This is a genomic window from Hymenobacter elongatus (assembly GCF_004745955.1).
Lineage (GTDB): Bacteria > Bacteroidota > Bacteroidia > Cytophagales > Hymenobacteraceae > Hymenobacter > Hymenobacter elongatus.
Map to the genome: position 1 here is coordinate 26,994 of NZ_SRLD01000024.1, position 21,559 is coordinate 48,552.

Consider the following 21,559-nt stretch of genomic DNA (forward strand, 5'->3'; position numbering starts at 1 on the left):
CGTTCAATGAATATTGCCCTAGTTACCTGCGAGAGTCTGGCTCAATATGCCGCTCCTACCGTCGAAGACGAGGATACGCTGCTCACGCGCTACCTGCGCGCGCAGGGCCACACCGTCGCGCCCCGCGTCTGGACCAACTCTGCCGTCGATTGGGCCAGCTACGACAAGGTCGTCGTCAAGTCGCCGTGGGACTACTTCGACCGGGTCGGTGATTTCTACGCCTGGCTCGACCGGATGGACGCTACCGGCATCCGACTGCTGAACCCGGCGGCCACCATCCGCTGGAATGCCGACAAGAAATACCTGCGCGCCATGGAGCAGGCCGGCGTGCGCATCGTGCCCACGCACTGGCTACCCCAGGGCAGCCCGGTAGTGATTGAGGAGCTGTTCGATATTCTGGGCCGCGACCAGCTGGTAGTGAAGCCCGCTATTAGTGGCGGGGCCAAAAATACCTTCGCCCTCACCCGCGCCCAAACCGCCGAGCGCCTTCCTGAGCTGGCCCAACTGGTGCAGCACGAAGACTTTCTGGTGCAGCCTTTCCAGCCCGAAATTCAGACGGAAGGCGAGTGGTCGTTGATTTACCTGGGGGGCGAGTTCAGCCATTGCGTGCTGAAAACCCCCAAATCGGGCGACTTCCGGGTGCAGCACTACCTCGGCGGCGGCATCGAGGCCCGCGAAGCACCCACGCATCTGCGCCAGGCTGCCGATGCCATTATCAAGCAGTTTGCCCAGGGCTGCCTGTACGCCCGCGTCGATGGCGTCGATGCCAACGGCGAGTTCCTGCTCATGGAGCTGGAGCTTATCGAGCCTTTTCTGTACCTGGCTTCCAGCCCCGGCGCTTTCGCCCGCTACGAGGCCGCTTTACAGCGTAGCTTTTGACAACGTAGAAAGCTCACCTTAGAGCGTGTTGGGGATGTTGCCTTTCGTGTCATGCTGAGCTTGTCGAAGCATCTCTACGGCAGTAGTAATTGAGTTTACCATTGCGGTAGAGATGCTTCGGCTGGGCTCAGCATGACACGAAAGGCAACATCCCCAACACGCTCTACTCAGTAGCGGGAAAGCTAAAACGGCTTTACAACGTAAAGCGGCGACGCTTTTTCGGAAAAAACGAGCGGCTAGAAGCCATTCACGCTGAAGCCGCCATCTACGCTCAGGCACTGCCCGGTGATGTAGCTGGCGGCGGGCAGGCACAGAAAAGCCACGGCGGCTCCCACTTCTTCGGGCTCGCCGATGCGCTGCATCGGGGTGCGGGCCAGCACCTCGCGCAGGTAGTCCTCGTTGCCTAGCACCCCGGCCACCAGCGGCGTGCGAATGTACCAGGGCGCGATGCAGTTGACCCGCACCTGATCCGGGGCCCACTCGACGGCCAGGTTACGGGTCAGCTGAATAATGGCGGCTTTCGTCATGCCATACACGGCCCCGGTACGCAGGTGCAGCAGGCCGGCTACCGACGAAATATTGACGATGCTGCCGCCGCCTGCCAGCTTCAGCAGCGGGTAGGACGCCTGACACATGCCGAACGTAGATTCCAGGTTGGTTTCCATGACGTGGCGGTAGTCTTCGGCGCTGTACACATCCGTCGACTTGCGGATGTTGGTGCCCACGTTGTTGACCAGGATATGCAGCTTGGACCACCGGCGGCTGACTTCGTGCAGCAGCGCTTGCCGGTCGTCGGGGCGGCTTACGTCGGCCGTGAGGCCGTGGGCGTCGAAGCCCTGAGCCTGCCACTTGGCTACCTGCGCATCCAGCTCCGGGGCGTGGCGCGCTACGGCTAGCACGGTAGCGCCAAAACTCAGCAGCTCCTCGGCCACAGCGGCCCCGATTCCTTTGGAGGCTCCGGTAACAAGAGCCGTTTGGCCCCTCAAATTCCAACGGTTATTCATAGCAGACAGCGGGCCCGAAGGCTTGGTTTTAAGGGAAGGTGCGAAAATAAACTGCGGTGCTGATACGGGTAGCCGCCGCCGGGTGTGGTGCCGGAGCATGACGATGTTTTTAGTTCGTGTACGAAGCTTGTTATTTATTTGATAATTATTCAATAAAATGCCTTATTTATTGTAAATATAGACGATATTGAAGGTAATGCGCCGCTGTTTTTACGAATCGTAGCAGTTTCGTGGTGCCCGTGGCGTGCGTTTTTTCTTCCACTCTTTCTTATTTCCAGAGCTATGAAAAGAAACTACTCAACCGTAGCGCTGCTCCTCGTGGGCAGCCTCGTCGGCACCGCTGCCCAGGCCCAGGATGTGGCCCGGGTGCAGCAGAAAGTGCTGGCCGAAAACGGCACCCCCGAGCTGATTGCCTTCCGGGCCGATGCCCCGGCCTACACGCTCAACGATGCCCGCAAGGCTTTTGCCGAGCAGTTGCAGTTGAGCAACAACGACCAGATGCTGCAAGCCAAAACTGAGGTAGATCAGCTCGGTTTCGCCCACGAGCGCTACCAGCAATATTACAAAGGCATCAGAGTGGAGCATGCTTCCTACGTGCTGCACGCCCGCCAAGGCGTGGTGCAGAGCATGAGCGGGAGCTTCGAGCGCATCGAACGCCTGAACGTGACGGCTTCGCTTACGGCGCAGACGGCGCTACAGTCGGCGTTGCGGTTTGTGGGGGCCCGGAAGTACATGTGGCAGGATGCGGCTGAGGAAGCCGGCCTGCGCGAACAGGAAAACAACCCGGCTGCCACCTACAAGCCTAGCGGCGAGCTGGTAATCGTGCAGAACCGGCGGGCCGTTGGCACCGGGCGCATGGGCCAGCCAACAGTGGCCTGGAAGTTCGACATCTACGCCCAGCTGCCCATCAGCCGGGCCTACATCTACGTCGATGCCCACACGGGCGAGGTCGTGCTGCAGGATAATATCATCAAGCACGTAGCGGCCACCGGCACGTTTGCCACCCGCTACGCCGGCACCCAGAGCAGCGCCACCGAAACTGCTATCGGCGGCTACCGCCTGCGCGAGCTGACCCGCGGCTCGGGCATTGAAACCTACAACTGCCGCAAGAGCAACAGCTACACTGCCGCCGTCGACTTCATCGATGCCGACAACAGCTGGACGGAGTACAACAACGCCAACTTCGACAACGCCGCCCTCGATGCCCATTGGGGTGCCCAAAGCACCTACGACTACTTCAAAAACGTGCACGCCCGCAACTCCTACAACAACGCCGGGGCCAAGATCAAGAGCTACGTGCACTTCGACGACGTGCCCGGCGGCGCGGGCTACGAAAACGCCTACTGGAACGGCTCGGTGATGACCTACGGCGACGGCGCCACCCGCTTCGAGCCGCTGACTTCCCTCGATGTTGCGGCCCACGAAATTGGCCATGCCGTGTGCTCCAGCACCGCCAACCTGACCTATTCGTACGAGTCGGGCGCGTTGAACGAAGGTTTCTCCGATATCTGGGGCGCCTGCGTGGAGTATTATAAAGACCCCGCCAAACAGACCTGGCTCATTGGCGAAGACATCGATAAGGTGCGGCCTTCGCTGCGCTCGATGAGCAACCCCAACGCCGAAAGCCAGCCCGATACCTACCAGGGAACCTACTGGTACGCCGGCTCCGGCGACAACGGCGGCGTGCACACCAACTCGGGCGTGCTCAATCATTGGTTCTACCGCTTGAGCGTGGGCGGCAGCGGCACCAACGACAAAGGCACTGCCTTCACCGTGGCCGCCATCGGTATCGATGCCGCCGCCAAAATTGCCTACCGCACCGAGAGTGTGTACCTCACGGCGTCGAGCAACTACGCGGCGGCCCGCACCTACTCCATTCAGTCGGCCAAGGACCTGTATGGCGCGGGCTCGGCGCAGGAAATTGCCGTGACCAACGCCTGGAGCGCCGTGGGCGTCGGCGCGGCCTACGGCGGCGGCACACCGCCGCCAACCGGCATCACGTACTGCGCGTCGAAGAGCAACACCGTGGCCTACGAGTTTATCGACTACGTGAAGCTGGGCACGCTGACCCGCACTTCGGGGGCCGACGCGGGCTACTACAACGGCACGGCCCTGGCCGCGCCCAGCCTCGGGGCCGGCACACTGCAGACCATCAGCTACAGCGCGGGCTTTGTGGGCAGCGCGTATACGGAGTACTTCAAGGTGTACATCGACTACAACCAGAACGGCTTGTTTACGGATGCCGGCGAGCTGGTGGTCAGCGCGGCGGGCTCTGGCAGTAGTGCCATTCGTAGCAGCAGCTTTACGGTGCCCGCCGCCGCCAAAAACGGCACTACTCGCCTGCGAATGGTGATGAGCGACGCCTCGGGTACTACCAGCTGCAACGCCTACAGCTACGGCGAAACCGAGGACTACAGCGTCACCATCACCGGTGGCACCACCTTCGACGGCCCGGCTGGTATTGCGGGCGGCGTGAGCGCCGCTCGGTTCGACGTATACCCAAACCCCGCCACCGACCACCTGACCATCGTCTTGCCCAACAATGCGCCCGTAGTATCGGTGCAGGTGCTGGACGCGCGCGGTGCCTCGAGCACCGCTGCCCGTCACGAAGGCAACGGCCAACTCGACATCTCCGCTCTGGCCCAAGGCATGTACACCCTGACCGTGAGCGACGGCCAGACGACGTACCGCCAGCGCTTCGTGAAGCACTAGCCGATTGTGGCCCCCAAAGAAAAAGGCCCGTCGGATGACGGGCCTTTTTCTTTGGGGTTTAGAGTACCTGCGCAACGGAGTTTCGGCCGCAGCAGGCGCTGCTGGTTAACGCCAGGGCGAATATTCCAGCTTTACTTCCAGTAAGCCAAAGCCGTCGTTGCGATTGGAATTTCCGCGCTGGCTGATGTCGTCGAGGTGGTCGGTAGTAGTGAAGTAGTAGCTGCCCTCAGCCGTGGCGTTCAGCTTAGGTAGTAGGTGGAAGGTCAGGCCCAGGCCAACTGGCGCTATAAGGGCCGTGGCGGGATAGTCGTTGCGCTCGGCCGGCAAAAAAACAGTGCTGCCTACCGGGCGCTCGGTGCCCAGGTAGGCCTCGGGAGTGTAGAGCATAAAGCCGCCGCCTACTTTCACATAAGGCGTAATAAACGAGCCCGAATTGCGCGGGTCAGCAAACTCCGACTCGTCCCGAATCAGCTCATAGCGCACAAAACCTGTCAGCGCGCCGTTTTTGCCCTGGAAAGCCAGGCCCCGCTCCGGTAGCTGGTCTTTAGCTCCCAGCTTGAAAAGAGAAAGCTCAGTGCCGAGAATAACACGGGGCCGCACCATATATAGCACCCCGATGCTGCCGCTGGGCCCCGGCAGGTTGTCGGCGAAGCTTTCGGCCAGGTCGCCGTTGTAATAGGCTATGCCACCACCCAGCGTAAACGATACAGGACCCCGGTGATAGGGCCGGGCCGAGTTGGTGAAATGGCGCCGCCGCCGCTCGGGGCCTTGGGCCTGCGCTGCGTGCGCGAAAAGAGTGAGGAGCAGCAAGCTGCCCAGAGATATCAGGCGAAAGTTCACGGCCGGATGGAGTTGGTAAGCAGCGGAGATACGCAGCTTGCCCGGCAGTCGTTGCCTAAGTGCCCGGTAGTGAGCCTACTTGAACATGCCCTGCGGGTCGGGGAGCTTGGCCGATAGGTCGCTGAGGAGGTCGAAATCGAGGCTGCTCACATTCAGGTTGCGGCCTTTGTGCACGGCTTCCCAGGCCTTGGTATAGTCTTCGCGCAGGTAATGCACCCGGCCCAGCTGCTGCCAGGCAAAAGCATTGGCGGTATCGGCCGCTACGGCTTTCTCCAGGTAGCTTTGGGCCTGCTCCAGGTCCTTCTTTTTGGCGGTTTTCTGGTACCGAATCAGGTAGCTCGTGCCCAGGTCGCCGAGCATCGCCGAGTTGTTGGGTTCCAGGGTCAGGCCTTGGGTAAGCAGGCCGATGGATTCGTCCGGAGTTTCGTTGCGGCTCACTACCACGGCCAGGCCCCGGTAGGCATCGGCATTTTTTTGGTCCAGCAGCCAGGCCAGGTTGAAGCGGTACAGAGCCGTATCGGGCTTGTTTTCGCCGATGTACTCGTAGCCTTTGGTAGAGAAGAACTTGCTGGCTTCGGCCCGGGATGCGAAATTCCGGTCGATGTCGGCCAGAAAAGCGGCCCCCACTGCCTGCTGCGCCGCTTCCACCGACACGCCACCGAACAACGGCTGCAGACGGTTGGCAGTGCTGCCGGCTCCCGACTTTACCTTGACTTTGGTTTTGCGCTGCGCGTGGGCCGGCGCTATTCCGAGAACAAGGCCACAGAGCAGAAGCAACAGATATTTTTTCATATGAAGATGGCAGGAAGGGGAAAGAAAGGCTGGTGGCGCAAATATAGCGCCGTGGTAGGCAACCTCGGCCGGGCAGGCCCGTTGGCAAACCCCGAAGCGGCGGGCTACCAATCCGGCCAGCCGGTTTACTAAGTAGACTTGTTCCCAAATACAGAAAAGCGCAAATTCAGCGGTCATGCTGAGCGCAGTCGAAGCATCTCTACCGCTTTGTTGCTGTAGCATTGATTACTAATGCGGTAGAGATGCTTCGGCTGCGCTCAGCACGACGTTCTTTTTTCATTATTGCTTATTCGGGAACAAGTCTAGTATATAAGCCGGCCCCAGGTTCCCGTACCGGGCGCTTCCATTCGCCGCAACTCTTCCCCCATGACTCTATTTCGTTTTCTGGCGTTGCCGGCCGTGTTGGTTTTTGTGCTGCTGCTGCTTGTGGCCAACGAGTATGCCCAGGCACGGCCTGGCCGCCGCTTTGCCGACGTGGCCTACGTGCCGACGACCGAAGCGGGCTTCGATACGGAGCGTCACCGGCTCGACGTGTACGCTCCGCGTCAGCGCGCTGCCAGCGCCTATCCGGTGGTCGTTTTTATTCATGGCGGCAGCTGGACCAGCGGCAACAAGGATTTTTACTCGTTTATTGGTCGCCGTTTGGCCAAGCAAGGCGTGGTAGCCGTGGTAATAAATTACCGGCTGGCTCCAGCCGTACAAGTGCCCGCCATGGCCGACGACTGCGCCCGCGCCGTGCAGTGGACCTATCAGCACATTGCCGAATACGGCGGCGACCCGCAGCGCCTGTTCACGATGGGCCACTCGGCAGGAGGCGGCCTAGCCGCGCTACTGGCCGCCGACAACGAGCTGTTTGCGCGCCGGGGCCTGGCCACCAATCCCGTGCGCGGTGCTATCCTCGACGACCCCGCCGGCCTGGACATGTACGACTACCTGCGCAAGATGAAGTATGACGGCGACGAGAAATACCTCGTGCCGTTCGGTCCGGACCAAGCCGTTTGGAAGGCCATGTCGCCCATGTACCACATCACGGCTGCCACGCCGCCCTTCCTGCTGTTTGTCGGCGGCGAAACCTATCCCTCCATCAGCAGCAGCAGCGAGCTGTTCCGGCAGAAGCTGCGGCGGCTGGGGCATGAGCCGCAGTTTTCGGTGCTGGCCGGCAAAAAGCACGTGCCCATGGTGTTGCAGCTCTATTGGAAAGACAATGTGATATACCAGGCGCTGCTGAAATTCGTGGGCCCGACCACACAGTTGCCCACCACCACCACACCGGCCGCCGTGCCCGCCACCTCAGCCAAATAGCTCGGCCTGGGCCGCTGGCTGCTCGAATGCCAGGAGCCAACGCTTGCGCGGCAGCCCGCCGGCGTAGCCCGTGAGCTGGCCATTGGCCCCGATGATGCGGTGGCAGGGCCACACAATGGCCAATGGGTTCTGGCCATTGGCCGCGCCCACTGCCCGCACGGCCCCTGCATTGCCCAGCTGCCGCGCCAGCGCCAGATACGAAGCCGTGCGCCCGTAGCCGACGCCCACCAGCACCTGCCACACCCGCCGCTGAAATTCGGTGCCGCCCGGCACATCATATAGCAGGGAGAATTCCCGCAGCTCGCGCCCGAAATACGCGTGCAGCTGCTGGTGCGCCTCGCGCAGGCAGCCGGCCACGGCCACCAGCGGGGTTGGAGCAGGCGCGACACTTTCGTCTAGAAACGTGACGGCAGCCAGTCCGGCAGCCGAGCCCCGCAGCTCCAGCATTCCGATGGGAGAAGGCAGGTAGGAGTAGGCGAAATCGGCCACAAATGTCATTTGAGTACAGTACTTGGTGGCAGCCGCTGGGTGCGCTTTAGCCCGTGCGCTACACGCCTTCAAACACGGCCATGGTCTCCCACAGCCGGTCAAATTCGGTGGTGTAGCGCTGCACGGTGGTAGCGTCGTCGGTCACGAGCAGGTTTTCGAGGTTGTAGAGTGCCGCCGAGCGGGTCCAGTTGTAGCTGCCCGTCAGCACCAGCTGGCGGTCGGCCACGGCAAACTTGTGGTGCATATGGTCGGTGGTGCGGTCGATGCGGATACGGAGGCCGCTGGCGTGCAGCTGCGCGATGTCCGAGCCTTTGTCGTAGAGCTTGTCGTTGTCGGTGAGCAGCCGAACGGCCACCCCGCGCCGGTGGGCGGCCAGCAGCGCTTCCGTAATCCGGTCGTCGGAAATCGTGAACACGCAGACGTCGAGCTGGCGGGCTGCCTGGCCAATCAGCTTCCGGATGGCATCCACGCACTCGTTTCCGGGGCTGAAATGCACCGTGGTATGGGCCGCCTGGGTAGCCTGCGCCGACTGGGGCGCGGCCAGCGGCAGGAGCAGGGTACTAGCTGCTTCGAGCCACTCAATGGCTGCTTTGTCCTCGAAGGAGTTGAACCGCTCCCGTGCCATGGCAAAAAGCTGGTGGCGCAGGTGGGCCAGGGCAGCTCCCTGCTGGCCATGCGCCGCCAGCCGCTTGCGTAGTTCCTGCGCTTCCGCCGCCGATAGGGTAGAATCGGCGAAGGCCCGCTCGAAGTGGCGTAGCAGCTCTGACGTCCCGGCCGGGTCGGTGGCGGAATAGCTCATCGTGGGTTAGCGTAAGAAGAGTGATAAAGCCGCCGGCTTCGGTTTGGCTATTTCTGACGTGGGCATAGCTTCTGAAACCATCGTTTGCGCTTCCCGCAGGGCCGTAGCGTATGCTTGGTCCAGCACGCGGGTCAGGCCGGGTTCGGGTGCTTGCACATCCGCATCCCAGAGGCCGGCGCGGTGCCAGGGCGTAAGGTGGTCCCAGTCGGGCCGGTCAACAATGGGGTAGAGGCAGGCGCCGAATAGTGGCACGCCTGCACGGAGCGCGGCGGCACATTCGCGGCCGATCATGCGTATCCAGGCGGGCCGGTCGATGCCGGGGTGGCTGGTTTCGGTGAGCACCACGGGGCGCTGGTAGCGCTGCCAGGCTCGTTGCAACAAAAAGCCCAGGGGGCGAAAGCGCGGGTCGTGGTCGTTGTTGGCCCAGGGCAGGGTCTGGCGCGGCTCCAGCTGCCACTGGTTGTCGTAGTAATAGTTGAAGCCCAGCAGGTCCAGGTATTCCTCGCGTCCTCCCAGCTCGGGGCAGAGGCGCCCGGCCAGCATATCCACGCTCTGAAACTGGTTGTTGTCGAACTCCGCGACCCGCTGCCGATGGGTGCGGGATGAGTTCGGCGCTGGCACAATGTGAATCAGCGGCTCGGTGGTCAGGATGCGGATGGTGGGGTCGGCGGCGCGCAGGGCGGCTACGCCTTCAATGTAGGCCCGCATCAGCCCGCGCTTCACCTCCCAGCCCTGGCCCACGCAGTAGGGCGACGTGCCGCGCACGTCGCCGCCCAGCCAGCTCATAAAGCTTACTTCGTTGATGGGAGTCACGATAAGCACCTCATCGGGGCGCTGCGCGCGGTAAAAGTCAACGAAGGCGCGGCATAAGTGGGTAAAGCGGCGGGCAAACTGCGGGTGTAGCGGCGTCAGATCGTCGGGGTAGCCGAAGTGGCACAAGTCCCAGATCTGCTGAATGCCCTGACGCCGGCCCGCGTCGAGCAGTATCTGCACCGTGCTCCAATCGTACTGGTACGCCGTTTTTTCGACCTGACTCCACCGAATTCCTTCCCGCACGGTACCGATCTGGAAAGCGCCTATATCCTGATAATCGGCGTCGATGCGCTGCAAGTGGCCGGTCAGAGTCAGGAAGTCAACGCGGTGACCAAAGGCATTGAGCTGGTCGGTGCATTCGTAGCCGCCCATCCAAAATGAGCGGAAGGGGTTAGCCGGCTGCAAGTGCGGAGTTGGGTTGGAAACGGTCATGCGCACGGGGTTTTCATAAGTGAGCCCCCGACGTGTGGGCATCGGGGGTGGGGCGGGAGCAAACGGAGCAGAATCAGCGGGCGGATTCGGTGTGCCGCTGCTTATGGCCAATGGATTTGGCTTCGATGAAAATACGCTTAAACTCCGGATGCTTGGCCCGGATGGCGTCCTGCAGTCGGTCCACGGCTTCCTCCACCTGCACGGCCGTCAGGTCGCGCTTGAACTGTACATCCAGGGCCAGCACCACGTCGGTCGGCCCCAGGTGCGAGGTCAGCGGAGTCCGGATGTGCTCCACGGCCGGCTCGGCCTGCGAAATAGCGTTGACGGAGGCCAGCGTTTCGGCATCCGCGCCCTCACCTATCAGTAATCCTTTTGTCTTATAAATCAGGAAGATGGCTACGGTCACCAGCAGGACGCCAATGCAAATCGAGGCGGCCCCGTCCAGGTAGGGGTTGTTGAACAGGTGGCCGAAGTACACGCCCGCCAGGGCGATAACCAGCCCGAATAGCGCGGCCAGGTCTTCCATCAGGATGGCAAACACCGCCGGGTCCTTGCTGCGGCCCAGGGTAGCCCAGAAGCCGGAGTCGCCGCGGCTCTTGTTGAACTCCTTGAACGCTAGGTAGCAGGAAATGCTTTCGAACACGAGCGAGAGGCCCAGCACCCAGTAGTTCCAGGTGGGGTCGGTGATGGGCGCAGGGTGCTTGAGGTGCTCGATGCCCTCGTAGAACGACATGCCGCCGCCCACCGAAAACACCAGCACGGCCACGATAAGGGCCCAGAAGTAGAGCTCCTTGCTGCGCCCGAACGGGTGGCGGGCGTCGGCTGGCTTTTCGGCCTGCTTCACCCCGTACAGGATCAGGCCGCCGTTGCCGCTATCGACCAGCGAGTGAATGCCTTCGGACAGCATGGCGGAGGAGCCCGTAAAAAAGGCCGCCACAAATTTGGCAATGGCAATGGCAATATTGGCCCCGATGGCCCCGTAGATAGCAATTTTAGAAGAACCGGCAGACATGGAACAAGCGAAGGTGAGGCGTAAAGAAACGAGATGGCGCGGACAAAAGCGCGGCTAGGAAGCAGTGCGGTGCTCGGGCGCAAACGACTCGGCTTCCACAAAGATGCGTTTGAACTCGGGGTGCTTGGCCCGAATGGCCCGCTCCAGGTGCAGTACCGCATCCTCCATCTGCTGGGCCGACAAATCCTGGCGAAACCGCACGTCCAGGGCCAGAAAAGCATCCTGGGGCCCAAGGTACATGGAAAGCGGCGGCCGAATGCTGGCCACGGCCGGCTCGGCGGCGGCCAGGGCCTGCAGGCTGGCCAGCGTGGTGGCGTCTACACCTTCGCCCACCAGCAGGCCCCGGGTTTCCTTGAGCATGAACATTGCCATGCCAATCAGCAGCAGGCCAATGGCCATGGAGGCCGCCCCATCGAGGTAGACATTGCCGAGCAGGTGCCCGAAAAACACCCCGGCCAGGGCAATAACCAGCCCGACCAGGGCGGCCAGGTCTTCGAGCAGAATGGCGTACACGGCCGGGTCGCGGCTGGCGCGCAGCGCCTGCCAGAAACCGGCGTCGCCGCGCGTCTTGTTGAACTCGCGGAAAGCCAGGAAGCAGGCAATACACTCGAACACCACCGACAGGCCCAGCACCCAGTAGTTCCAGGTGGGGTCGGAGAGGGGCGTCGGGTCCTGAATGTGCTGCCAGCCCTTGTAAAGCGACATGCCGCCGCCCACCGCGAAGATGAGCACGGCTACGATGACCGTCCAGAAGTACAGCTCCTTGCCGTAGCCAAAGGGGTGGGTGGCGTCGGCCGGCTGCTCGGCGCGTTTCAGCCCCCACAGAATCAGCACGCCGTTGCCGCTATCCACCATTGAGTGGATGCCTTCGGAGAGCATGGCGGAACTACCCGTGAAAAAAGCGGCCACAAACTTGGCAACGGCAATGGCCAGATTAGCCCCGATGGCCCCGTACACAACCAGTTTGGAAGAAGAAGTTCCGGCCATAGAAAAGACAGTTAGTTGCCCGTGGTACGGGGGCAGCCAAATGGAAGTTGGCAACGGGCATGGAACAATCGGCTTTTATCCGACTTTTACGGCCCTATGATCAACACCTCTACCGAAGCCACCCCTACCGCCGCCCCGCTCCGCCGCAACCTGGGCCTGGTGCAGGCCACGGCTCTGAACATGATTGACATGGTCGGCATCGGCCCCTTCGTGACCCTGCCGCTGGTGATGGGCATGATGGGGCCGTACTTCCTGCTGGCTTGGCTGGTAGGCGCGGGGCTGGCCATTGTCGACGGCCTGATCTGGAGCGAGTTGGGCGCAGCCTACCCCGAGGCCGGCGGCTCCTACAAGTTTCTGAAGCTGGCCTACGGCGAAAAGAAGTGGGGCCGGCTGATGTCGTTTCTCTACGTGTGGCAAACGCTGGTGCAGGCTCCGCTGGTGGTAGCCTCAGGCGCCATCGGCTTTGCCCAGTATTTTGGCTACCTCGTGCCTCTCACGGTATGGTGGCAGCCCAAAATGGTGTCGGGCCTCGTGGTGCTGGCCCTCATTGCCTTGCTCTACCGCCGCATCGAAGACATCGGCCGTCTGGGCGTGATGTTGTGGGTGGGCGTGCTGGGCCTCATGGCCTGGCTGATTTTCGGCGGCCTGACGCACGCCGAGCATACCGTGGCCTGGCTGCCAGCCGGCGGCTTCTCGGCGCTGCCGGGCCTGCTGCTGTCGGCGGCCATGGGGCAGGCGGCCGTCAAGACGGTGTACAGCTACCTGGGCTACTACAACGTGTGCCACCTGGGCGGCGAAATCAAGAATCCGCAACGCGTGATTCCGCGCAGCATTTTCCTGAGTATCCTGGGCATCATGGCTCTGTATCTGCTGCTCAACTGGAGCGTGGGCACCGTTATACCGTGGCAGGAAGCGCAGCACTCCGAGTTCATCGTCAGCACGTTCGTCGAGAAGCTCTATGGGCCAGTAGCGGCCCAAGCGGCTACGGCGCTGGTGCTGTGGGTGGCGTTTGCCTCCCTTTTCGCGGTGCTGTTGGGCTACTCCCGCATTCCCTACGCGGCGGCGGCCGATGGCGAGTTTCTGCCGCTCTTCGCCAAAACCCACCCCACCAAGCATTTTCCCCACGTGTCGCTGCTGATTCTGGGCGGTTTGGGCTTCGTATTCAGCCTGCTGTTCCGCCTCGGCGAGGTCATCACCGCCATCCTGGCCATGCGCATTCTGGTGCAGTTCGTGGGGCAGGCTATTGGCCTCGTGCTTTTGCGCCGCCGGAATGGCGCGGCTCATCTGCCGTTCCGAATGCCGCTGTATCCGCTGCCGGTTATCATTGCCGTGGCCGTGTGGCTGCTGATTTTCTGGAGTACCGGCCCCACGTTCATGCTTTCCGGCCTCACCGTTATTGGCACGGGTATCATCGTGTTTTTGCTATGGAGCCGCCGCCGGGGGCAATGGCCGTTTGCAAGCTAAAGCCTCACCCAGAAACGGATGAGAACATCGTTTTCAGCCTGCTTGATTTGGGGTCGGCTTGTTGAAGCGGGACGATTCTCAATCACGGAAGCTGTTTAGGAAGTCGCCTGACGGTTCTGCTCTATCTTGCGTCCGCTTGCCGAAGCATCTCCACCGCGCCATTAGCGGCTTTTCGGCGGAGCGGTAAAGATGCTTTGACTCCGCTGCGCGGACGCTAGATGAGCAGGACGCAAATGGGGTTTTACCATTTCCCAACCACGCTCTAAACACTTCTGAGGGTATAACTAATGCTACGTTTTCTGTGCTTTTGTCTGCTTGGCCTACTGCTACTCGCGGTGCCGGCCCGGGCCCAAAACGCCCCGGCCGATACTGACTTTTTGCCCTGGAGCGCCACGCGTCGCCTCACCGCCGCCGACTTCCGCATGCAGCTGCGGGCCAATACCAATATGCGCGGCAGCAGTGCCAGCTTCGTCCTTGGGATGGATGGCAACGCGTACGACCTGCTGGGCAAGCGCGGCAACAATGCCGTGTACAACCGCATGTTTCGCCCCGCCTCCTGGCTCGATACTACGGAGGTTGCCGAAGTGTCGCGCAGCATCTGTTACCAGCAAACGCTGTTTGATATCCAGGAAATATACGTGCGTCGGCTCCGCCAGGAAGCCCGCGCCAATGCCCGCAAAATCATCCTGATCGGCAAGCCCAACCTGACCGAGCTAAGTGCCCGGCACGTTAAAGAGGCCCAGCAGCGGCAAGTGGATTACACGGAGGAAACAGCGTATGGCACGATTTCTCAACCGCAAGCCGTCTGGGAACAACAGATTTTGACCGAGCTTCAGGCCCGGCACGCCTTCCAGACTGCCGACTAGGGTAGTCGTTTCTCGTAGCAGAAAAACCGCAGCCCCGACCGGAAAGCCAGCGTGATTTCACCCGCAAACCGGTAGCCCAGCTTCGGAAACAGTCGCTGCGTAGCCGTATTCTCCGAATTGGTATCCACGCGTAGCGACTTCAATCCTTTTTCCTGGGCCACTGTTTCTGCCTGTTGTAGCAAAGCGGCGGCTACGCCCCGTCCCTGTACGGCCGGGGCCACTGCCAGGCGGTGCGTTACTACGGCCATTTCCGTAGCGTCCCAGTCGGCCTGCGCGTATTCCGGGTCTTGGTCCTGGGTGAGGGCCGCTACGCCCACTACTGCTTCGGCCAGCTCCGCCACCCACAGCTGCCGCCGCTCAATATCCTGCTGGAAAACAGCTTCGTTCGGGTAGTCGCCTTCCCACTGAAAATTGCCCGCTGCCTGCATCAGCGGCACCACCTGCCGAACGAGGGCCATAATGGCGGGTAAATCGGCAGTGGTAGCGAGGCGAATCAGCATAAGGCAAGGCGAAGAGTGAAAAAGGACGGACAAAAAAAGAACGCGCCGCAGCGCGTTCCTAATTCTTGGCCGGAATAAAGCGCGCTAGCCGCGCCGCAATACGGCGGCGGCTTCCTTGGCGAAGTAGGTCAGAATAGCGTCGGCGCCGGCCCGCTTGATGCTGAGCAGCACTTCGAGCATCGTCTTTTCGCCGTCGAGCCAGCCGTTGCGGGCCGCTGCTTTCACCATGGCATACTCGCCCGACACGTTGTAGGCCGTCACGGGCAGATTGGTGTGGTTCTTCACGTCCAGAATCACGTCGAGGTAGCTCAGAGCGGGCTTCACCATTACCATGTCGGCTCCTTCCTGTTCGTCGAGGGCCAGCTCGCGCAGGGCCTCGCGGCGGTTGGCGGGGTTCATCTGGTAGCTTTTCTTGTCGCCCTTTTTGGGAGCCGAATCCAGCGCGTCGCGAAACGGACCGTAGAACGCCGACGCGTACTTGGCCGTGTAGCTCATGATGCTCACATGGCTGAAGGCGTTGCGGTCCAGCACGTCCCTGATGAAGGCCACGCGCCCGTCCATCATGTCGCTGGGGCCAATAATGTCGGAGCCGGCGCGGGCCTGGGCCAGGGCCATCTGGCCCAGTATTTCCAGCGAGGCATCGTTCAGAATCTCGCCGGTTTCGGCGTCCACCACGCCGTCGTGGCCGTCGCTGGAGTAGGGGTCCATGGCCACGTCGGTCATCAGCAGCACATCCGGAAACTGCCGCTTGATGTCGGCTATCGTTTTCAGATACAGGCCCTCGGGGTTAGCGCTTTCCTTGGCCAGCCGGTCTTTCAGCGCGTCGTTGATGCTGGGAAACGGGGCGAATGCCTTGATGCCCAGCTCCACGCACTGCCCAATTTCGTCGATGAGCCGGTCGGCGGTGAAGCGGTGAATGCCCGGCATCGAGCTGACTTCTATCGTTTTATCCTGGCCCTCAATCAGAAATAGCGGGTAGATGAAGTCATGAACGGTGAGGTTGGTTTCCTGCACCATGTTGCGAATGACTTCCGACTTGCGGTTGCGCCGGGGGCGGTGGGTGGGGAGTAGGGCCATAAAGAATGTTGGAAAGAGTCAGCCGGGAAAAACAACGCCAGCAAAGGTAAGGTTGCGCCGCCGGTAGTAGCGCCGCATGAAACCACGAGCAGAAAAAGCCTGTCTTGCCGGCCTGGCACCAGGGGCTACATGTTGAAAAACTCCTGAAAGATTTCCAGCCACGCGTGCTGGCCACCAAAGCCGAGCACCAGAAAGTAGTAGCCCAGAATAACCACGGCGGCACCGACTCCCAGCCCCAGCCAGCCGCCCAGAAACAACCCCACAAGCACCCCCCCGACAACCAGTAGGGCGCCCAGCACCACGTGGAAAAAATCGGTACTGTCGGCTGCCGGCCGCTGCGCGCGAGCCGCTGGCCGGGCCCTGCTACGTTGTATCTCCCGCTGCGGCTGGTGCCGCAGCCTACGAGCCGGATTTGCTCGGCTTACAGCCACCGGCCGGGGTGCTGTAGGCTGCCGTGCCGCTGTTGTGCCGGGCGCGGCGGGTTCTGCGGCTGAGGCTGGTGGCGCTACCGACTGCGCAGTTGGAGCAGCTGGAGTTGCCGTCGCCACTAGTGGCCCCGTGCCAGGGAGAAATTGGAAGGCCGCTTTTTCAGCGCGGCAGCCCAGCAGTAAGACACAGGAGAGAAGAAAGAGTCGGCTTCCGGAGAGTACGTGCATCAGCAAAAAATAAGCGGACCGCCAGCATCAGGCGGTCCGCTTTGCTTTCGTAAAAAGAAGCTGGCTTAAAACTCCAGAATTACCTGCTCGATAATGTCGCAGGCCTCGTGCATTTGCTCCTCAGTAATAACCAGCGGCGGCGCGAAGCGGATGATGTCGCCGTGGGTGGGCTTGGCCAGCAGGCCGCGCTCCATCAGCGTCACGCACACATCCCAGGCAGTGCGGCCATCGGCGTGGGGCTTGATAATCACGGCATTGAGCAGGCCTTTGCCCCGCACCAACTCCACTACCTCGGGGCGTTTGGCCATCACGCGGCGCATCCGCTCCCGAAATACCTCGCCCTGGGCCCGCGAGTTGCTCACCAGGTTTTCGTCGTGCAACACATCCAGCGCCGCCCGCAGCACTACGCAAGCCAGCGGATTGCCACCAAACGTGGAGCCGTGCTGCCCCGGCTGAATCGTGAGCATAATATGGTCGGGGGCCAGCACCGCCGATACCGGCATCGTGCCACCCGATAAGGCCTTACCCAGAATCAGAATATCAGCATGAACGCCTTCGTAGCATACGGCCAGCAGCTGGCCCGTGCGCCCCAGCCCCGTCTGTATTTCATCGGCAATAAACAGCACGTTGTTCGCCTTGCACAAGGCGTACGCCTTGGCTAAGTAGCCTTCCGAAGGCACCATCACCCCGGCTTCCCCCTGAATGGGCTCCACCAGAAAACCGCACACGTGCGGGTCCTGCAAGGCTTCCTCCAGTGCCGCCAGGTCATTGTAGGGCACCACTTGGTAGCCCGGCATGTAGGGGCCAAAGCCGCCGGTGCTGTCGGCGTCGGTACTGAAGGAAATGATGCCGGTCGTGCGGCCGTGGAAGTTGTGCTCGGCCACCAGAATGCGGGCCTGGTTGGGCGCAATGCCTTTTTCCTGGTAGCCCCACTTGCGGGCCAGCTTCAGCGCCGTTTCTACGGCTTCGGCTCCCGAGTTCATCAGGAGTGCTTTGTCGTAGTTGAACAACTCGCACAACTGCTTCTCTGCCGGCCCCAGCTGGTCGTTGAAAAATGCCCGCGACGTGAGGGTGAGCTTCTGCGCCTGCTCTATCATGGCTCCCACGATGCGCGGGTGGCAATGGCCCTGGTTCACAGCCGAATACGCCGACAGAAAATCAAAATACTGCTTGCCGTCCACGTCCCACACATGCACCCCTTCACCGCGGTTGAGCACCACGGGCAACGGGTGGTAGTTGTGGGCTCCGTAGCGGTCTTCCAGCGCCATCAGCTCTTGGCTGCGGCTTGTAGTGGTGTCAGTGGCAGAGTGGGTGGGGGCAGAGTGCATAGCGAAGGAGTGTTAAGCCGCAAAACGAGTTCAGCTGCCCAAAATTACGGAAAAGACCCGGAAGGCGTTGGCACTACAGCTGAACGCGTGAGACCTACTCCTCCAACGCATCCAGCCGGCTCTGGATATCGAGGAACTTACCCACGAAATTGCCCTCCTCCGAGCCATTGGCCCGCACGATGGTCCAGTCGAACACGGCGTTGGTTGTAAACTCCAGGATCTGGCCATTCGTGTAGCCTTGCACGGTTTGCAGCTCGTTGGCAATCGTACCCTGAATGTAGGCGTCTTCCCACTGCGTTACCCGCACAAAAACCTGCTCAAACTTGCCGTCCGTGTCCACTACGCGGGTGGTCAGGTAAAACGCTTCACCGGCTTTCAGACCCGCCTGGTAGCGTTTTTTGGCTTGGGGCAAAGTTCGTAAGGCTTCCTTGACCGGCTTGGCGATAAGCTGGTCAAACAGCGCCATCGACTGCGCCGGCCCCACCGATTCGCTCTCGGCTACTGCCACGGCTACGGGGCGGTCGGGGGCCGCTGCCTGCTGCGCCCATCCCGCCCCGCTGGCAGCGAGCAGCAGCACTATCAGGCAGGCCGTACGAAGCAAAAGCATAGGTGGAATAGTAGCTTTCCGCCCCGGAAAGAGGTTCTAAGGTACTAAAAAACGGCTGTATTGGGGGCAGGTTTAGGAATATGCAGTTGGCGGCGCTACCGCTTGCTGGCCTCCTTAGTTGAGGTCCGAAAGCCAGCAGTTGCCGTGCCCGGCCCAGGGCTACTGGTCCCGGCTGTCGGGCTTTTGGTCGTAACTTGCCGGCCTATGGCTCTCACCCCGCAACCCTTGCAGCCGGGCGACTACTATCTGTCGCCGGAAGGTTTTATGGTCTTCACCGAGCAATATCATTTGCGTCGCGGATTCTGCTGTAAAAGCCGCTGCCGGCACTGTCCGTGGGGTTTTGCCACTGACGAAAAGCGAGCCCCAGCCCCGCTTCCCGGCTGCTAACCGCTTATTTTTCAGCGTGCCGGTTTGTTACTATCGAACAAATACCGATATTTGCGTCCCTTTTTCCAGCATTGAAACCTCTAAGTCTCCCCATATCATGGCACGAGTTTGTGATCTGACCGGCAAGCGTACCCGCGTAGGCAACAACGTTTCGCACGCCAACAATAAGACGAAACGCAAGTTCTATCCGAACCTGCAAAAAAAACGTTTTTACATTCCTGAGGAAGATTCTTGGGTAACGTTGAAAGTAGCGACCAGCACTATCCGCACCATCAACAAGAACGGCATCATGTCGGTCCTGAAGAAGGCAAAAGAGCAGGGCTTTATCGTTTACTAGGCTTTTCGGAAGCGCTGAGCCCACCTGTGGCGGCACACCAGAGTAATTGTGGCACGCAACGTGCGCGCAGCTTTGGCGTCCTTCCGGGCAGTATGCTCTACTCCCTTCCGTCTACAATACCTCGGGTACTCCTAGTCGTCGCTCTGATGGCTTCGTGGGGTGGCCTGTCATCGGAGGCCCGCGCTCAGCGAGCCGCCCGTGCCGACCGTCCCACTGATTTTCTGGACCCCGCCTTTCACCGGCAACGGAGAGAGCTGCTGCGCCAAGCGCTGCCGGCTCGCTCCGTTGCCGTTTTGTTTGCGGCTCCCGTCCGCAACCGGGCCAACGATGTGGATTTTCTCTACCATCAGAACCCGGACTTCTATTATCTGACCGGCTACACCGAGCCCCATGCGGTGGTAGTGCTCTTCAAAGAGCCCCAGACTATCGGCGGCCAGGCCGGCATTACGGAAGCCCTGTTTACTCAGCCCCGCGACCCGCAGCGGGAGTCCTGGACCGGCCGGCGCCTGGGGTCGGAAGGAGCCAAGCAGCAGCTGAAGCTCCAGTTCAGTGCCGACAATAAAGCTTTTGCCACTGCCGGTATCAAATGGGCTGATTTTGGCCAGATCCTGTTTCTTGATTTGCCGACGGATGTGCGGGACGATTCCCGCGACCCCGCCGACCTGGCCAATCTGGTGGCCGACTTTCGACGGCAGGCCGGGGTGCCGGTCGATTATAGCCCCGAGCTAGTAGGGCTGCACAAGCTTATTCAACGGTACGGCGCGACAAACGCGGCTACCTTGTTGCCGCGCCTAGAGGCGCAGAGCAAAGCCGTGCCCGCCGTTGCCGCCGATGCCTATGTTCAGGCTTACCGGCAGGCCGCCACTGATGCTGACCGCCAAAAAGCGGCGGCCAACCGGCCCCTGAACCGCTACGACGCTTCGACCCTGAGCGAGGTGCTGGATGTGTTGCGGGAAGTGAAAACTCCCGAGGAAATAGTGCTGCTCCGCCGCGCCATCCGTATTTCAACCATTGGCCAGCAAGAAGTGATGAAGGCTTTGCGGCCCGACATGTCAGAAAATGAGGTGCAGGGCCTGCATGAATTCGTGTATCGCCGCTACGGGGCCGAATTTGAAGGCTACCCCAGCATTGTGGGCGCGGGTGCCAATGGGTGCATTCTGCACTACGAAACCAACGACAAGCCGCGCCTCGGCAACGACCTCATCCTAATGGACTGCGGCGCCGAATACCACGGCTACTCGGCCGACGTGACGCGAACGGCCCCGCCCAGCGGCAAGTTCTCCCCGGCCCAGCGCCAGATTTACGAATTGGTGCTGGCTGCCCAGGAAGCTGCTTTCAAGGAATGCAAGCCGGGTAGCGAGTTTCAGGCCCCGCACAAAGCGGCCCAACAAGTTATAGCCGCCGGTCTGCTGAAGCTGGGCATTATCACCGACGCCGCCGATGTGCGCAACTACTTTCCTCACGGCACTTCTCATTACCTGGGCCTCGACGTGCACGACCGGGGTACCTACAAGCCGCTGCCGCCGGGCGCGGTCATTACCGTGGAGCCGGGAATCTACATTCCCGAAAACAGCCCCTGTGATAAGAAATGGTGGAATATCGGGGTGCGTATCGAGGATGATATCCTGATAACGGCGACCGGCCACGAGAACCTGTCGGCTGGCGCGCCCCGCACAGTTGCAGAAATTGAGGCGCTGATGGCTAAGCCCAGCGTGCTGGACAGCTTCAAATGGCCCGTACTCAAGTAATTTAGTTCGCTAAAGCTCGTAAAACGGCATTTGGCAGATACCTACCGGGTGAGGAAGAGCAAAAGTTAAGAATACATTCGGCTGAGGGTTTGACAATTCCGAAAAGCCGTGTACCTTTGCAGTCCTTAATCCAAAAACCCCCAAGTCGAGATGGCTAAGAAAGGAAACCGGGTGCAGGTAATCCTGGAGTGCACCGAGCACAAGAACTCGGGTATGCCGGGCACCTCGCGCTACATTACCACCAAGAACCGTAAGAATACGCCTGAGCGCGTGGAGCTGAAGAAATTCAACTCGGTGCTCAAGAAAATGACCGTCCACAAGGAAATCAAGTAATTGAGCGATGGCTAAGAAAGTAGTAGCAACCCTGAAAGTAGCAGGCGGCAAAGACTGGGCAAAGGTCATCCGTGCTGTAAAGTCGCCTAAGAGCGGTGCGTACACCTTCCGTGAGGAAATGGTGCCCGTCGACAAAGTGCAGGAATACATTGCCTCCGGCACGAAGTAATTCGACGCTTCGGCGTTCTGAATGCA

Annotated in this window: 23 protein-coding genes; 10 read left to right on the top strand and 13 right to left on the bottom strand. The window is 61.0% G+C overall.

What is annotated here, in order from left to right:
- Positions 1–6: 6 nt before the first annotated feature.
- Entirely contained in the window at positions 7–879 is an 873-nt protein-coding gene (locus E5J99_RS12910; protein WP_135498225.1) for an ATP-grasp domain-containing protein, read from the top strand.
- 236 nt (positions 880–1,115) lie between these two features.
- Here E5J99_RS12910 and E5J99_RS12915 read toward each other — a convergent pair whose 3' ends face one another.
- Positions 1,116–1,883: an SDR family oxidoreductase gene (locus tag E5J99_RS12915; RefSeq protein ID WP_135498226.1), complete on the bottom strand. Its 768-nt coding sequence runs from the start codon at positions 1,881–1,883 to the stop codon at positions 1,116–1,118.
- A gap of 282 nt (positions 1,884–2,165) precedes the next feature.
- Between E5J99_RS12915 and E5J99_RS12920 the strand changes: the two genes are divergently transcribed.
- Entirely contained in the window at positions 2,166–4,595 is a 2,430-nt protein-coding gene (locus E5J99_RS12920) for a M4 family metallopeptidase (protein WP_135498227.1), read from the top strand.
- A 105-nt stretch (positions 4,596–4,700) separates the two neighbouring features.
- Here E5J99_RS12920 and E5J99_RS12925 read toward each other — a convergent pair whose 3' ends face one another.
- Both E5J99_RS12925 and E5J99_RS12930 read right to left on the bottom strand, forming a co-directional pair.
- Positions 4,701–5,435 (bottom strand): hypothetical protein, encoded by a 735-nt coding sequence (locus E5J99_RS12925; RefSeq protein ID WP_135498228.1) that lies wholly within the window; start codon positions 5,433–5,435, stop codon positions 4,701–4,703.
- Positions 5,436–5,510: 75 nt separating this feature from the next.
- A complete protein-coding gene (locus E5J99_RS12930) occupies positions 5,511–6,227 on the bottom strand; it encodes a tetratricopeptide repeat protein (RefSeq protein WP_135498229.1) in 717 nt (238 codons plus the stop codon).
- Positions 6,228–6,593: 366 nt separating this feature from the next.
- On the opposite strand from E5J99_RS12930, the gene E5J99_RS12935 reads away from it, so the two are divergent.
- Complete coding sequence (locus E5J99_RS12935; RefSeq protein ID WP_135498230.1) at positions 6,594–7,529, top strand: alpha/beta hydrolase; 936 nt, start codon at positions 6,594–6,596, stop codon at positions 7,527–7,529.
- Here E5J99_RS12935 and E5J99_RS12940 read toward each other — a convergent pair.
- The 5 genes from E5J99_RS12940 to E5J99_RS12960 form a co-directional block, all read right to left on the bottom strand.
- A complete protein-coding gene (locus tag E5J99_RS12940) occupies positions 7,518–8,027 on the bottom strand; it encodes a methylated-DNA--[protein]-cysteine S-methyltransferase (RefSeq protein WP_135498231.1) in 510 nt (169 codons plus the stop codon). The two genes, E5J99_RS12935 and E5J99_RS12940, sit on opposite strands and share 12 nt — an antisense overlap.
- 49 nt (positions 8,028–8,076) lie before the next feature.
- A complete protein-coding gene (locus tag E5J99_RS12945; protein WP_135498232.1) occupies positions 8,077–8,817 on the bottom strand; it encodes a phospholipase D-like domain-containing protein in 741 nt (246 codons plus the stop codon).
- Between the two features lie 6 nt (positions 8,818–8,823).
- Positions 8,824–10,062: a glycoside hydrolase family 1 protein gene (locus E5J99_RS12950; protein WP_135498233.1), complete on the bottom strand. Its 1,239-nt coding sequence runs from the start codon at positions 10,060–10,062 to the stop codon at positions 8,824–8,826.
- Between the two features lie 73 nt (positions 10,063–10,135).
- Positions 10,136–11,074, bottom strand: coding sequence for a cation diffusion facilitator family transporter (locus tag E5J99_RS12955; RefSeq protein WP_135498234.1), 939 nt, complete (start codon positions 11,072–11,074; stop codon positions 10,136–10,138).
- A 54-nt stretch (positions 11,075–11,128) separates the two neighbouring features.
- A complete protein-coding gene (locus tag E5J99_RS12960; RefSeq protein ID WP_135498235.1) occupies positions 11,129–12,061 on the bottom strand; it encodes a cation diffusion facilitator family transporter in 933 nt (310 codons plus the stop codon).
- Between the two features lie 96 nt (positions 12,062–12,157).
- On the opposite strand from E5J99_RS12960, the gene E5J99_RS12965 reads away from it, so the two are divergent.
- Complete coding sequence (locus tag E5J99_RS12965; RefSeq protein WP_135498236.1) at positions 12,158–13,525, top strand: APC family permease; 1,368 nt, start codon at positions 12,158–12,160, stop codon at positions 13,523–13,525.
- Positions 13,526–13,812: 287 nt separating this feature from the next.
- Entirely contained in the window at positions 13,813–14,391 is a 579-nt protein-coding gene (locus E5J99_RS12970; protein ID WP_135498237.1) for a hypothetical protein, read from the top strand.
- Here E5J99_RS12970 and E5J99_RS12975 read toward each other — a convergent pair.
- The 5 genes from E5J99_RS12975 to E5J99_RS12990 all read right to left on the bottom strand — a co-directional run bounded on the left by E5J99_RS12975 (position 14,388) and on the right by E5J99_RS12990 (position 18,559).
- Complete coding sequence (locus tag E5J99_RS12975) at positions 14,388–14,891, bottom strand: GNAT family N-acetyltransferase (protein WP_135498238.1); 504 nt, start codon at positions 14,889–14,891, stop codon at positions 14,388–14,390. The two genes, E5J99_RS12970 and E5J99_RS12975, sit on opposite strands and share 4 nt — an antisense overlap.
- An 84-nt stretch (positions 14,892–14,975) precedes the next feature.
- Positions 14,976–15,968 carry a porphobilinogen synthase gene (gene hemB / locus E5J99_RS12980; protein WP_135498239.1) on the bottom strand — a complete coding sequence of 331 codons (993 nt, stop codon included), beginning with the start codon at positions 15,966–15,968 and terminating at the stop codon, positions 14,976–14,978.
- Positions 15,969–16,093: 125 nt separating this feature from the next.
- Positions 16,094–16,267 (bottom strand): hypothetical protein, encoded by a 174-nt coding sequence (locus E5J99_RS21305; protein WP_167852113.1) that lies wholly within the window; start codon positions 16,265–16,267, stop codon positions 16,094–16,096.
- A 422-nt stretch (positions 16,268–16,689) separates the two neighbouring features.
- Positions 16,690–17,952, bottom strand: coding sequence for an ornithine--oxo-acid transaminase (rocD, locus tag E5J99_RS12985; protein WP_135498240.1), 1,263 nt, complete (start codon positions 17,950–17,952; stop codon positions 16,690–16,692).
- A 94-nt stretch (positions 17,953–18,046) separates the two neighbouring features.
- Positions 18,047–18,559, bottom strand: coding sequence for a DUF2314 domain-containing protein (locus E5J99_RS12990; RefSeq protein ID WP_135498241.1), 513 nt, complete (start codon positions 18,557–18,559; stop codon positions 18,047–18,049).
- A gap of 264 nt (positions 18,560–18,823) precedes the next feature.
- On the opposite strand from E5J99_RS12990, the gene E5J99_RS12995 reads away from it, so the two are divergent.
- The 5 genes from E5J99_RS12995 (at position 18,824) to E5J99_RS13015 (ending at position 21,533) form a co-directional block, all read left to right on the top strand.
- Positions 18,824–18,946 carry a DUF5522 domain-containing protein gene (locus E5J99_RS12995; RefSeq protein WP_317128832.1) on the top strand — a complete coding sequence of 41 codons (123 nt, stop codon included), beginning with the start codon at positions 18,824–18,826 and terminating at the stop codon, positions 18,944–18,946.
- Between the two features lie 97 nt (positions 18,947–19,043).
- Complete coding sequence (gene rpmB, locus E5J99_RS13000; RefSeq protein ID WP_022825070.1) at positions 19,044–19,283, top strand: 50S ribosomal protein L28; 240 nt, start codon at positions 19,044–19,046, stop codon at positions 19,281–19,283.
- Between the two features lie 146 nt (positions 19,284–19,429).
- Complete coding sequence (locus E5J99_RS13005) at positions 19,430–21,031, top strand: aminopeptidase P N-terminal domain-containing protein (protein ID WP_135498277.1); 1,602 nt, start codon at positions 19,430–19,432, stop codon at positions 21,029–21,031.
- Positions 21,032–21,181: 150 nt separating this feature from the next.
- The gene (gene rpmG, locus E5J99_RS13010) at positions 21,182–21,364 is read left to right on the top strand and encodes a 50S ribosomal protein L33 (RefSeq protein WP_135498243.1); all 183 of its coding nucleotides are present in this window, start codon (positions 21,182–21,184) and stop codon (positions 21,362–21,364) included.
- Positions 21,365–21,371: 7 nt separating this feature from the next.
- On the top strand, positions 21,372–21,533 hold the full coding sequence (locus E5J99_RS13015; protein ID WP_135498244.1) for a DUF4295 domain-containing protein: 162 nt from the start codon (positions 21,372–21,374) through the stop codon (positions 21,531–21,533).
- The last annotated feature ends 26 nt before the right edge of the window (positions 21,534–21,559 follow it).